The organism is Mycobacterium sp. E2497, from assembly GCF_001668695.1.
Classification (GTDB): domain Bacteria; phylum Actinomycetota; class Actinomycetes; order Mycobacteriales; family Mycobacteriaceae; genus Mycobacterium.
This window is the reverse complement of the sequence record NZ_LZKD01000299.1, coordinates 14,999-27,673: the sequence shown is the minus strand read 5'-3', so window position 1 is coordinate 27,673 and position 12,675 is coordinate 14,999. Positions and strand designations below refer to the sequence as shown.

Below are 12,675 nucleotides of genomic sequence, written 5' to 3'. Positions count from 1 at the left end.
ACCTTCTGGATCGCGCCGGTCGACGACGCGGGCAACCTGTTGCTGAGCGAATTCGAGGAACTGCTCGGTCCGCGGACGAAGCTGGTGGCCGCCACCCAGGTGTCCAACGCGTTGGGCACGGTGGTCCCGGCGGACAAGATCGTCGAGCTGGGCCATCGCTACGGCGCCAAGGTCTTGATCGACGGCGCCCAGTCGATTCAGCACATGCCGGTGGACGTGGCCGAGCTCGGAGCCGACTTCTTCGTGTTCTCCGGGCACAAGATCTACGGCCCCACCGGAATTGGCGCGCTCTACGGCACCGAGGAGGCGCTGACCGAGACGCCGCCGTGGCAGGGCGGCGGCCACATGATTGCCGACGTCACGATCGAACGCTCGCTCTATCAGGGGCCGCCGACCAAGTTCGAGGCGGGCACCGGCAACATCGCCGACGCGGTCGGGTTGAGCGAGGCGCTGCGCTACGTGCAGCGGTTGGGCATCGAGCGGATCGCGGCCTACGAGCACGCGCTGCTCGAGTACGCGACGCCGCGCCTCGCCGACATCCCCGGCGTCCGGCTGGTGGGTACGGCGACCGAGAAGGCCAGTGTGCTGTCCTTCGTGCTGGCGGGACACGAGCCGCTGGAGGTGGGCAAGGCGCTCAATGCCGAGGGCATCGCGGTGCGCGCGGGTCATCACTGCGCGCAGCCGGCCCTGCGGCGCCTCGGGTTGGAGGCCACCGTTCGCCCGTCGTTCGCGTTCTACAACACGTTCGAGGAGATCGACGTCTTCTTGCGCGCGGTGCGCCGGATCGCCGAGGGCGGCACCAACGTCGGGTAGCCGCCCCGGCCGCGGCTAGCGCACGACTAACTGCCCGCGTACCAACCGAACACGCGTGAGGTAAGCAGCACGATTCCCAGGGAGATCGTCGCGACGACGGTAAGGCCGATGACGGCGACGACCAGCGGGCGCCACCCGGTGCGCGCGATCTGGCGAATGTCGGTGTTCAGCCCGACACCGGCGAAGGTCAGCAGGAAAGCCCATTTCGACACGTTGGCGAGGTTGGCGGTTTGGCCCTTCGTCAACCAGCCCGCGGTCGCGATCGCGGAAACCACGAGGAAGCCCAGCACGAATTTCGGGAACTTCTCCCAGATGAACGCGGCCTTGGCCTTCGCCCCCGGCGCGATCTCGTGGGCCTGCCCGCGCGCGGCCCAATACAGGGCGAATCCCAGGACCACGAACCCGATCAGCGCGTTTCGCGTCGATTTCACGAGCACGGCGATCTTGCCGGCGTGGTCGGAGTACAGATACCCGGTGGCCGTGGTCTCGGCGGTATTGTCCACCGAAAGTCCCGCCCACAACCCGAATTCGTGATCGGTCAGCCCGATCGCGTGCCCCAACGGCGGCAATACGAACAGCGATACCGCGCCGAGGGCCAGAATCGCCGCGATCGCGTAGCTGACATCGGAGTTGCGGGCGCGGATCGCACCCTTGGCGGCCACGATCGCCGACACCCCGCAGATCGACGTGCCGATCGCTAATAGCGACCCGAGCTTGCCCGAAAGCCCGAACGCTCGTGCCACGACGATGATGATGGTCCCCGCGATCGTCATGTCCACCAGAATCTGCACCAGGCTGATGCCGCCCAGCTTGGCGATGTCTCCGAGGACGAATCGCGAACCCAGCGCCACGATTCCGACCTTGAGCCAGAATTCGTACGTCTGCACGCCGGGCCGGAAGATCGGATGCAGACCGATGGTGTTGGTGATGAGCAGCCCAATCACGATGGCCCACAACACGTATTCGATGTCGGGCACCGTCCAGTGGTGGTGCTTGGCCAGGGTGTTCCACCAGATTTGCGCGTACTTGCCCAGCACGCCGACCCCGATCAGGAGCAGAATGCCCGGCACGTAGTCCAGCGGGCGTGCACTGGTAAAAGTGGCGTCGGCCGATGTTTCGTCGGGTTCGACACGAACCGTGCTCACGCGATCACCACGGGATCTTCGGGAGCACGTCGGCCACCGCCAACGCGACGATCACGCCGGCCACCGCGGTAGCCCACCAGTCCACCGATATCGAATCGAGCCTCGCGGCCCAGCCCGGCCGTTGCGCGATCTCTTTGTCGCCGCCGTCGGTCGGCACGCCTTCACTCACGATCACCGCTCCTCGATCACTACGGCGGCCTGGGACGCCACACGCTGCTGAGCGAATGGTGGCGTCTGGGACGGCCCCGGGAAAGTGATTGGCTCGTGCTGAATTTAGAAGCGCGGTTTCGGCTTTGGTCAGGTCGGCAGGCCGAGCTTCTCGGCGTCCGCACGGTACCGGTCCACCCACTCATCGGAGCGCTGGTCGGCCTGACGTTCGAGCACGGGCTCGGGCGCCAGCCGCGGGTCGAGCCCCAATGCCTCCAGGATGGCGGCCACCACCTGAGTCAGGTTGCGCCACAACACCGGATACGGAATCTCCATGGGCTTGACGTCTTCCTCGGCGAACCAATTTCGCCAGCCCTCGTTCTGGGCGCGCAGCATGGTCACGACGTGTGCGATCGCGCCGGCGTGATAAGTGGCCCGCGCATCGCGAGCCGGGTCGGGCCGCCCCCGCCACACCCGCGTCTGCACCGCCCGCCAGAACGACACCGCCTGCGAAATCACATCGGGGCGATGCACATAGATGAACAGCGGTTCCTCGCCCACCACGTCGGTGATCGCGGCCAGCAGGCCGTCGCCGCTGCGATTCGGCAGATTCTTGGCGCGGTTCAGCAACAGCGGCGTCTGGTTCCACATCAGCTTGCCGCCCCATATGCCGTTCGGCGTCCTGCCGACGGTGCGGATGTAGTCGCGCCAGATCTCGGGGGGCGCGAGGTCCGGGGTCCCGACATCGAGTGGGTCGAGCAGGCGCAGGATCGACTCGTCCTCCACGCCGGCGAACCACTCGCGGGGCTGTGGCGCCTGGCTGGTGGCCGGCAGGTACTGGAAGAACTCCTGCGGCTCGCCGGCGACGCCGGTCGCGCGCAGCGACTCGACCAGCAGCGTGCTGCCGCTCCGCTGCGACGCGAGCACCAAGTAGGAGGACGGGGCGTCGGTCACCGTGTCAGCCTATCGGCACGGAATTGCTTGCGCAGGTACTGCGTTTTCCGCTCACCCTGAAGGTAACCCTTGCCGTGAACACCGATTGTCCGAACTGTGTCGATTGGCGGCGATAGCCGAACGGGACGGTGGCCGTGAGTGCTCAACCAGGTTGTCAAAACATGGAAACTCGTCGGGTAACGAGTTCCTATTCCGCGTCCCCGCTGCCGAACCGCTTCGGAACAAATGTGACGTCGGCCGCATGTCGGCCGGGTGGGCCGCCCCGCGCGCCACCGGCGGTGCTAACGCTGGTTTGACACGGTCGCCGCGCGACCGCTGAAAGACGGTCATATCCGGGGGTTATGTGCTCCAGCCGGACCGAGTGCGGGCCGGAGATACGGGACCTGACCCCAGGGTCACATGCCGCTTGCCTGATTTCTTCTTAGTGATTGCAACCCTGACACGGTCATAGTCTTGCCCGTAAATTCCTCGCGTGGTCTATGCGCGCAACGTGACATCGCGGTTCGGCGTGTAAAAAAGCCGCTCGAGTCGGCTAATTGCGAGCAGATTAATTGCGTTAAGAGAACGGAAAACAGGTTTGAGTCATATGGACGGCGGTCGGGCTGAGCGAGCCCGATGAACGGGACCACCATCGCCAAGCCCATGAACGCGTTGGGCGATTTCTTTGTGCTCAGCGCCCAGGCGCTGATCGCCGCGGTGCGGGGTCCTTGGGCCTGGCGGGAGTTGCTCGAGCAGATCTGGTTCGTCGCCCGAGTGTCCATTTTTCCGACGATCATGCTGTCCATCCCGTACACGGTCCTCATCGTGTTCGTCCTGAACATCTTGCTGGTCGAGATCGGCGCCGGTGACCTGTCCGGCGCCGGCGCGGGTCTGGCCTCGGTCACACAGGTCGGTCCGGTCGTCACGGCGATGGTGGTCTCCGGTGCCGGGTCGACGGCGATGTGCGCCGACCTCGGCGCCCGCACCATCCGCGAGGAAATCGACGCGATGAAGGTGATCGGCGTCGATCCGGTCCAGGCCCTGGTGGTTCCCCGCATCATCGCCGCCACCTTCGTCGCGGTCCTGCTGTACTCGGTGGTGGCTGTCACCGGCTTGGTGGGCAGCTACGTCTTCGTGGTCTTCGTCCAGCACGTCACCCCCGGTGCGTTCGTCGCGGGAATGACACTCGTCACGGGGCTGCCCCAAGTAGTCACGTCGCTCATCAAGGCAACTTTGTTCGGGTTGTCGGCGGGCCTGATCGCCTGCTACAAGGGCCTTTCCGTGGGCGGTGGTCCCACCGGCGTCGGCAATGCCGTCAACGAAACCGTCGTCTTCTCCTTCATGGCGCTGTTCTTCATCAACATCATCCTCACCGCGCTGGGCGTGAAGGTCACCGCCAAATGACCGACGCAGCCCGAGAACCAACGTGGTTCACCAACCTCGGACCGAGGGCGACGGATTACGCCCGTAATCTCGGTGAACAGACCGCGTTCTACGGCCGATCCTTGGCCAACACCGCCGATGCGGTGCGACGCTATCCGGGCGAACTGTTGCGATTGATCGCCGAAATGGGAATGGGCACCGGTGCTTTGGCGGTGATCGGGGGCACGGTGGGCATCATCGGTTTCCTGACCCTGACCACCGGCGCCCTGGTTGCTGTCCAGGGCTACGACACGTTGTCCAACGTCGGGGTCGAGGCGTTGACCGGTTTTCTGTCGGCTTTCTTGAATGTTCGGATGATCGCGCCCTGCACCGCAGGCCTGGCCCTGGCGGCCACGATCGGCGCCGGTGCGACGGCGCAACTGGGGGCCATGCGGATCAACGAGGAGATCGACGCGCTGGAAGTGATGGGTATTCGCGCCATCACGTATCTGTCGTCGACACGGATCATCGCCGGGATCCTGGTCGTCATCCCGCTCTACGCCGTCGCGGTGCTGATGTCGTTCATCGCGGCCAAGTTCCTGACGATCTACAGCTACGGCCAATCCCGCGGCGTCTACGAGCACTACTTCTCCACGTTCCTGCGCCCCACCGACTTGTTCTGGTCCTTCCTGGCGGCCCTCACCATGGCGACCGGTGTGATGGTCGTGCACACCTATTACGGTTTCACCGCGACCGGCGGTCCCGCCGGGGTCGGGGAGGCCGTCGGTCGTTCGGTGCGGTCGTCAATGATCGTCACGGCGTTTGTCTGCCTGGCGATTTCGTTGTCCGTGTACGGGCAGTCCGGCAACTTCAACCTGTCGGGATGACTGCATGAGCAACTACGACAGCAGTGGGCCCGGCGCGAGCAACAGGGTCCGCGAGAGCAAGATCGACCCGATCTGGTGGGCGCCAACCTTGTTCGTCCTGATCGGGGGGCTGGTCGCGCTCACCGCCGCGTCGTTCTCCGGCAAATTCCAGGATTTCGTCCCGCTCACGTTGGTGTCGAACCGGGCGGGGCTCGTCATGGAAACCGGAGCCAAAGTCAAGCTGCGCGGCGTGGAGGTGGGACAGGTCGCGTCCATCGGCACCGACGTGAAAGCGGCTCAGCTGCAACTCAAAATTCAGCCCGGCCCGTTCAAATATCTGCCGAGCAACCTCGAGGCCGAGATCAAGTCGACCACCGCCTTCGGCTCCAAGTACGTCGACCTGATCGTGCCCGAGCACCCCAGTCCGACACCGTTGAAGCAGGGCGCGGTGCTGCACTCCCGCAACGTCACCGTCGAAGTGAACACGGTCTTCGAGAATCTGCAGGGCGTGGTCCAGGCCATCGACCCGGCCAAGCTGAACGCGATCCTGTCGGCGTTCGCGCAGTCGGTGCGCGGCAAGGGGGAACGGATCGGCCAGGCGATCACCGATGCAAACGACGTCCTGCTGACCGTCAACCCCCGGATGGACACGATCCACCGGGACTGGCGGCTGTTCGGCAAGACGGCGGACATCTATTCCGGTGCGGCACACGACATTCTGTCGATCCTCGACTCGGCCGCGACCACCAGCTCCACGCTCACCGAAAACCAGCGGTCGCTCGACACGCTGTTGTTGTCGGCGGCCGGCTTCAGTCAGGCCGGAATCAACGTCATCGGCCGCAACGAGGCCGACATCGTGCATTCGGTGAACCTGCTCGACCCGACCATGGCGCTGCTGAACAAATACTCGCCGACCTTCACCTGCCTGTTCCAGGGCGCGCAGTGGTACGTGGACCACGGCGGTCGGGACATGCTGGGGGGCAACGGCTATTCGTTCATCATGGACGCCGGGCTGCTCTTCGGCGACGACCCGTACCGGTACCCGAAACACCTGCCCAAGGTGAACGCGACCGGCGGTCCGGGCGGTCGTCCCAGCTGTGGTTCGTTGCCGGACCCGAGCGCCAACTTCCCGGTGCGCGCGCTGGTCACCGACACCGGCTGGGGCGCCGCTCCGAACGAGATCCGCACCAACGTCGCCGCCGGTAACCCCTGGTGGTCGAACTACTTCCCGACCACCAAGAACCCGCCCGAGGCGCCGCGCTACTTCTTCCGCGGGGGGCAGCCGCCCCCATGAGAAAGAACCTTTCCGGGATCATCGCGCGCGTCGCGCTCTTCACGGCCATCTGCCTCGTGTTCACGTTCACGCTGATCGCGGTCTTCGGGCAGTTGCGCTTCGAGGACCGCACCGGCTATCAGGCGGTCTTCACCAACATCTCCGGTCTGAAGTCCGGCAACTTCGTCCGCATCGCCGGGGTGGAGGTCGGCAAGGTGGGTGACCTCACGCTGCACCGGGACGGCACAGTCACCGTCGGCTTCTCGGTGGACAAGGGTGTGCGCCTCACCGAGGGCACCAAAGCCCTTGTGCGCTACGAGAATCTGATCGGTGATCGCTACCTCGCGCTCGAGGAAGGGCCAGGCTCGCCGCGCCGGCTGCCGCCGGATGCGACGATCCCGCTGGCGCGGACGTCACCCGCGCTGGACATCGACGCGCTGATCGGGGGCTTCCGCCCGCTGTTCCGGGCTCTCGATCCCGACCAGGTCAACGCGCTGTCGGGGGAGTTGCTGCGGATCTTCCAGGGGCAGGGCGGGACGCTCTCCTCGGTGTTGGCGCAGACCTCGACGCTGACCTCCACCCTGGCGGGGCGCAGCGAGCTGATCGGTGAGCTGATCATGAACCTGAACACCGTGCTGCACACCTTCGCCGCGCGCGACCACGAATTCTCCGACGGGCTGGACAAACTGTCCGCGTTCGTCGACGGCCTGACGCAGCGCAAGGACGACATCGCCACGGGCCTGGCCTATATCAACGCGGCCGCGGGCTCGATGACGGACCTGCTGGTGCAGGCGCGGCAGCCGATCAAGGACGTCGTGCACGAGACCGACCGGATGTCGGCCCAGGTACTGGCCGACCGGGATTACGTGGACAACCTGCTCAAGCAGCTTCCCGACACCTATCAGGTGCTGGCTCGGCAGGGGCTCAACGGCGATTACTTCGGCTTCTACTTCTGCGAGGTGTTGCTGAAGCTGAACGGCAAGGGGGGCAATCCGATTTACGTCAAGCTGCTCGGTCAGGCGAGCGGGCGGTGCACGCCGAAATGAGGCTACCGAAGCTATCGTTCGGCTCGCGAAGTCCCGTCACCATCGGCGTGATCGGCACCGCGATCTTGATCTGCGTGACCGTGGCCGCCTTCCAGTACGACAAGCTGCCGTTCGTCAAGAACACCAACGACTACGCGGCGTATTTCTCCGAAGCCGGTGGCATCAAAGTGGGTAACACCGTGCGGGTTTCCGGCATGGGTGTCGGCCGGGTCTCGACGATCCGCCTGGAAGGCACCAAGGTTCGAGTGGGCTTCACCGTCCGTAGGGGGATCGAGCTTGGTGACCGCACGGAAGCGGCGATCAAGACCGAAACGATTTTGGGCAGCAAGATGCTCGAACTCACGCCGCGCGGCGAAGGCAAGCTGGCGGGCGCGATTCCCTTGGAACGCACCACCTCGCCCTACGACCTCCCGGTCGCGCTGGGCGACCTGACCACCACGGTCAGCGGCCTGGACACCAACCAATTGTCCTCGGCGCTGACGACATTGGCCGAGACCTTCAAGGAAACACCGGCGGATCTCAAGCCCGCGCTGCAGGGCGTGGCCCGGTTCTCGCAGACCCTCAACAACCGCGACGAGCAACTCCGCAACCTGCTGGGCAATGCCAACAAGGTCTCCGGTGTGCTGGGCCGGCGCAGTCAGCAGATCGCGGGGCTGGTGGCGAACTCCAACGCGTTGCTGGCCGCGCTCCTGGACGAACGGGATTCGCTCGACGCGCTGATGAACAACCTGACCGCGGTGTCGCACCAGATCTCGGGACTGGTCAACGAGAACCGGACCCAGCTCAAGCCCGCCCTCGACAAGCTCAACGGCGTGCTCGAGATCCTCGACAACCGCAAGGAAGACCTGCAACGGACGCTGCCGAAATTCAAGCGGTACGCGATGTCGTTTGGTGAAGTGCTGGGCTCCGGGCCGTTTTTCAAGGCGTACGTCGCCAACCTGATCCCGGGTCAGCTGGGCGGGCCGACCCTCGACGCGCGGATGTATGACCGGCCGCTGGATCCCAACCAGAAACCTCCGTCGGAGGCGGTGGACCCGCCGACCGGAACCCCGCCCGTGCCGCCGGAGAACGCGCCGCACCCCATCTGGTCCCAGCCGCCCTCACCGGGGCCGACTCCCGAGCCCGGCCCCGCGCCCGCGCAAGGTGGCGGGCAATGACGCGACGCACCCTGCGCCGGGTCACCGCCGTGACCCTGGCCGTGACGCTGGTCGTCGCGTCGTTCCTGGTCGGCAAGAAGCTCTGGAATGACGTGGAAAAGAACACCTACTCTGCGTATTTCACGGAGGCCAACGGACTGTTCGTCGGTGACGAGATCCGGATCCTCGGCGTCCCCGTCGGCGTGGTGGACAAGATCGAGCCACAACCCAACAGTTCCAAGGTGACGTTCTCCGTCGACAAGCAGTACCCGGTGCCGGCCGATGCGCGCGCGGCGATTTTGTCGCCGTCGTTGGTGACAGCTCGCGCGATCCAGCTCGTCCCGGCCTACTCCAGCGGGCCGAAACTGAGCCCGGGAGCGTCGATCCCCTTGAGCCGCACGGCGGTCCCCGTCGAATGGGACGACTTCCGCAAGCAGCTGGAGAAGCTGACCGACGCCCTGCAGCCGACGACGCCCGGCGGTGTGAACTCGGCCGGCGAATTCATCAATTCGGCGGCGGACAACCTGCGCGGCCAGGGAGACACCGCCCGGGACACGGTCATCAAGCTTTCCCAGGCCATTTCGGCGCTGGGCGACCACGCGGACGACATCTTCAGTACGGTGCGCAACCTGCAGTTGCTGGTGTCGGCGCTGTATTCGAGCAGCGACCTGCTGGCCTCCTTCAACCAGAACCTGGCCAGCGTGACGACGATCCTGACGAACAGCCCCAACGAAATCGCCAACGCGGTGAAGGGCCTCGACGGCGCCCTGGCGGATCTGCGCGACTTCCTCGCCGAGAACCGGGAATCCATGGGCGCCACGTTCGACCGGCTGAGTTCGATCACGACCGCCCTCAACGACAGCCGCGCCGACATCAAGCAAATCCTGCACGTCGTCCCGACGGTGTTCCAGAACTTCATGAACATCTATCAGCCGGCGCAGAGCGCGATGACCGGCATCCTGGCGCTGAACAACTTCGCCGATATCCCGCAGTGGATCTGCAGCTCGATCGAGGCGGCCGCCCGGGCCCGGTTGGACCGGGTCTCGAAGCTGTGCCTCCAGTACGTCAACCCGATCATCAAAAACCGCCTCTACAACTACATTCCGGCGGGAATCAATCCATTCGTCGGCACTCAAGCCCGGCCGAACGAGATCACCTACAGCGAGGATTCGCTCCGCCCCGGGTACACGCCGCCCCCGCCGCCCGAGGCCCCGCCGCCGGCAGCGCCCCCGGCGGTGCTTGACGACCAGCCGCAACCCGCCCAGGCGCCGCCCCCGCCGCCGGAGAACAACGTGAGCTCGACCCAGGTCCTGCAGAACCTGATGCTTCCGACTGGGACGCCATGAGGCGCGCGTTGGCCGCCGCGCTCGGCGTCGTCTGCATCGCCGCCCTGCCCGGATGTGAATGGCGGGGCCTGAACTCGTTCAAGCTCCCGGGCACCGCGGGTGGGGGGCCGGGCGCCTACACGATCCAGGCGCAGCTGCCCGACGTGGTCACGATCCAGCAGAACACCCGTGTTCGGGTCGACGACGTCAACGTCGGCAACGTCACCAAGATCGAGGTGCAGGACTGGCATGCGCTGGTCACCATGCGCATCGACGGTGACGTGCACCTGCCGGCCAATTCGACGGCCAAGCTCGGGCAGACGAGCCTGCTCGGCTCGATGCACATCGAACTCGCGCCCCCCAAGGACGAGCCGCCGGTCGGGCGACTGCAGAACGGTTCGGTGATCCCGCTGTCGCGCGCGAGCATGTATCCGACCACCGAGCAGACCCTGGCGTCGGTGTCGATCCTGTTGAACGGCGGCGGGATTGGACAGCTCCAGGAGATCAACCAGGCAATCGCCAAAGCGTTCGGCGGCCGGGAAAACGACATGCGCAGCCTGCTCGGCCAACTGGACGAGTTCATCAAAGGCACCAACGAGCAGACCGACGACATCATCGCCGCCGCCGAAAACCTCAACTCGCTGGCCGGCCAGTTCGCCGACAAGGATCCCGTGGTCGACAAGGCGCTCATGACGGTGCCCAAAGCGCTGGCGATCCTCGCCCAGGAGCGCACCAAGATCGCCGACGCGATCGACCAGCTGGGCAAGTTCAGCGCCATCGCGGCCGACACCATCCACCAGAGCCGGGAATCGTTGGTGAACAACCTGCGCAATATCGCCCCGGTGCTGCGGTCACTCGCCGACGCCGGGCCGGCGCTCACCAAGGGCCTCGACGGCCTGGCCACCTATCCATGGCCGACGTCCACGGTGACCAATTGGTTCCGCGGCGACTACGCCAACCTCACGATGATCGTCGACCTGACGCTCAGCCGCATCGACACCTCGCTGTTCACCGGCTCACGCTGGGAGGGGAACCTCACCGAACTCGAGCTGCAGTGGGGACGCACGATCGGCATGCAGCCGAGCCCGGTCACCGGAGGCAACCCGCTGACCTTCCCCTATCACAACGGGGGTTACTGAATGCTGCGGCTGAACCGCCGGACGTGGATCCAGCTGGCCGTCTTGTCTTTGGTGACCGTCGTGTCTTGTGGCGCAATGGCATTCAACTTCATGAAGCTGCCGGAGACGCTGTTCGGGGTCGGGGAGTACACCGTCGCCGTCGACCTGCCCACGTCGGGCGGGCTCTACAAGACCTCGGTCGTCACCTACCGCGGCACCGACATCGGCCAGGTCAAGTCGGTCGACGTCACCGCGACGGGGGTGCGCGCGGTGCTCGCCCTGAGGTCAGGTGTCAAGGTGCCCTCGGATGTGCAGGCCTCGGTGCACAGCCGCTCGGCGATCGGTGAGCAGTACATCGACCTGACCCCGCAGCCGAACAAGGACGGGGAACATGCCCGGCCGCTACGCGCCGGTGACGTCATCCCGGCCGGCCGCGTCGACGTTCCCGTCGATATCGGACACCTGCTCGACTTGACCAACCGTGCGCTGCAAGCGATTCCCCGCGACAACCTGCGCACGGTCCTCGACGAGACCGACCGCGCCGTCAGCGGACTCGGACCGGAGCTGTCCCGGATCGTCGACGGGTCCACGGCGCTGGCCATCGCGGGCGGGCGCACCGCCGACCCGCTCGCCGCGCTGATCGACCAGTCGCCCGCGGTGCTCAACTCCCAGGTGCAGACGTCGGACGCGATCGGGACATGGGCCAATCGCACCTCGGCCATCATGGCGCAGTTCAAGGCGCAGAACGCGGCGGTGCGAGACCTGTTGACCCAGGGCGGTTCCGGGCTGGAGGAAGGGCGCGCGCTGTTCGACCGGGTGACGCCGGCCGTGCCGGTGCTGATGGCCAACCTGGTGAGCCTCGGCGACATCGCGGTGGTCTACCGCCACGACATCGAGCAGATCCTGGTGCTCCTCCCGCAGGGCATCGCGGTGATGTCCGGGGCTCTGGTGCCCAACCTGAACAGCAAGCAGGAATACAAAGGCTTCTACCTGGATTTCAACCTCAACCTCAACCTGCCGCCACCGTGCACGACGGGTTTCCTGCCGCCCCCGCAGCGTCGCTCGCCGGCCGATGTCGACGCCCCGGACCGGCCGGCGGCGGACCTGTATTGCCGGGTCCCGCAGGATTCCGAACTCAATGTGCGCGGGGCGCGCAACATTCCCTGCGAGACGAAGCCGTGGAAGCGGGCCCCCACGGTCGAACTCTGTGAGAGCGACGAGGAGTACGTGCCGCTCAACGACGGCTACAACTGGAAGGGCGACCCGAACGCCACCTACAGCGGCCAGGGCGTGCCCCAGTATCCGCCGGGCCAGGATCCGCGACTGCCGCCGCCCCGGGGCACCGCGCCGCCGGCGCCTGCGCCGCCGCCGCTCGCCGTGGCGACCTACGACCCGGCCAACGGTGACTACATAGGCCCCGATGGGCGCCGCTACACCGAGTTCGACCTGGCGCACCCGCGTGCCAAGAACTGGCAGTCACTTCTGGTGCCGCCGGCTTAAGAAAGGAGCAA

Annotated in this window: 12 protein-coding genes; 9 read left to right on the top strand and 3 right to left on the bottom strand. The window is 65.9% G+C overall.

Annotation, left to right across the window (positions count from 1 at the left end):
* Positions 1 to 813 (top strand): aminotransferase class V-fold PLP-dependent enzyme (locus A5713_RS26890; RefSeq protein ID WP_156752056.1); only part of this gene is annotated, 813 nt, incomplete at its 5' end.
* 26 nt (positions 814 to 839) lie between these two features.
* Here the strand turns inward: A5713_RS26890 and A5713_RS26885 are convergent.
* From A5713_RS26885 to A5713_RS26880, 3 genes are all read right to left on the bottom strand, one after another.
* Positions 840 to 1,958: a YeiH family protein gene (locus tag A5713_RS26885; RefSeq protein WP_068099239.1), complete on the bottom strand. Its 1,119-nt coding sequence runs from the start codon at positions 1,956 to 1,958 to the stop codon at positions 840 to 842.
* A 4-nt stretch (positions 1,959 to 1,962) separates the two neighbouring features.
* Positions 1,963 to 2,127: a hypothetical protein gene (locus A5713_RS28570; protein ID WP_156752055.1), complete on the bottom strand. Its 165-nt coding sequence runs from the start codon at positions 2,125 to 2,127 to the stop codon at positions 1,963 to 1,965.
* Positions 2,128 to 2,255: 128 nt separating this feature from the next.
* Positions 2,256 to 3,059, bottom strand: a complete 804-nt coding sequence (locus tag A5713_RS26880; RefSeq protein WP_067928159.1) for a Stf0 family sulfotransferase — start codon at positions 3,057 to 3,059, stop codon at positions 2,256 to 2,258.
* A 615-nt stretch (positions 3,060 to 3,674) separates the two neighbouring features.
* Between A5713_RS26880 and A5713_RS26875 the strand changes: the two genes are divergently transcribed.
* The 8 genes from A5713_RS26875 to A5713_RS26840 are packed head-to-tail and all read left to right on the top strand — an operon-like array spanning position 3,675 to position 12,664.
* Positions 3,675 to 4,442 (top strand): ABC transporter permease, encoded by a 768-nt coding sequence (locus tag A5713_RS26875; protein ID WP_068099238.1) that lies wholly within the window; start codon positions 3,675 to 3,677, stop codon positions 4,440 to 4,442.
* On the top strand, positions 4,439 to 5,287 hold the full coding sequence (locus A5713_RS26870) for an ABC transporter permease (RefSeq protein WP_067928154.1): 849 nt from the start codon (positions 4,439 to 4,441) through the stop codon (positions 5,285 to 5,287). Before A5713_RS26875 ends, A5713_RS26870 begins: the two co-directional genes overlap by 4 nt.
* 4 nt (positions 5,288 to 5,291) lie before the next feature.
* Entirely contained in the window at positions 5,292 to 6,560 is a 1,269-nt protein-coding gene (locus A5713_RS26865) for an MCE family protein (protein ID WP_068099237.1), read from the top strand.
* Positions 6,557 to 7,585, top strand: coding sequence for an MCE family protein (locus tag A5713_RS26860; protein WP_068099236.1), 1,029 nt, complete (start codon positions 6,557 to 6,559; stop codon positions 7,583 to 7,585). Before A5713_RS26865 ends, A5713_RS26860 begins: the two co-directional genes overlap by 4 nt.
* Positions 7,582 to 8,742, top strand: coding sequence for an MCE family protein (locus tag A5713_RS26855; RefSeq protein WP_068099246.1), 1,161 nt, complete (start codon positions 7,582 to 7,584; stop codon positions 8,740 to 8,742). Before A5713_RS26860 ends, A5713_RS26855 begins: the two co-directional genes overlap by 4 nt.
* Entirely contained in the window at positions 8,739 to 10,067 is a 1,329-nt protein-coding gene (locus A5713_RS26850) for a virulence factor Mce family protein (protein ID WP_068099235.1), read from the top strand. The genes A5713_RS26855 and A5713_RS26850 overlap by 4 nt, the downstream gene beginning before the upstream one ends.
* Entirely contained in the window at positions 10,064 to 11,185 is a 1,122-nt protein-coding gene (locus tag A5713_RS26845; RefSeq protein WP_068099234.1) for an MCE family protein, read from the top strand. The genes A5713_RS26850 and A5713_RS26845 overlap by 4 nt, the downstream gene beginning before the upstream one ends.
* On the top strand, positions 11,186 to 12,664 hold the full coding sequence (locus A5713_RS26840) for an MCE family protein (protein WP_068099233.1): 1,479 nt from the start codon (positions 11,186 to 11,188) through the stop codon (positions 12,662 to 12,664).
* Positions 12,665 to 12,675 lie beyond the last annotated feature (11 nt).

What these genes read in the sequence shown, in the direction of transcription:
- A5713_RS26875 (WP_068099238.1), top strand. Translation starts at nt 3,675, where the DNA reads ATGAACGGGACCACCATCGCCAAGCCCATGAACGCGTTGGGCGATTTC.
- A5713_RS26860 (WP_068099236.1), top strand. Translation starts at nt 6,557, where the DNA reads ATGAGAAAGAACCTTTCCGGGATCATCGCGCGCGTCGCGCTCTTCACG.
- A5713_RS26870 (WP_067928154.1), top strand. Translation starts at nt 4,439, where the DNA reads ATGACCGACGCAGCCCGAGAACCAACGTGGTTCACCAACCTCGGACCG.
- A5713_RS26840 (WP_068099233.1), top strand. Translation starts at nt 11,186, where the DNA reads ATGCTGCGGCTGAACCGCCGGACGTGGATCCAGCTGGCCGTCTTGTCT.
- A5713_RS26845 (WP_068099234.1), top strand. Translation starts at nt 10,064, where the DNA reads ATGAGGCGCGCGTTGGCCGCCGCGCTCGGCGTCGTCTGCATCGCCGCC.
- A5713_RS26850 (WP_068099235.1), top strand. Translation starts at nt 8,739, where the DNA reads ATGACGCGACGCACCCTGCGCCGGGTCACCGCCGTGACCCTGGCCGTG.
- A5713_RS26865 (WP_068099237.1), top strand. Translation starts at nt 5,292, where the DNA reads ATGAGCAACTACGACAGCAGTGGGCCCGGCGCGAGCAACAGGGTCCGC.
- A5713_RS26855 (WP_068099246.1), top strand. Translation starts at nt 7,582, where the DNA reads ATGAGGCTACCGAAGCTATCGTTCGGCTCGCGAAGTCCCGTCACCATC.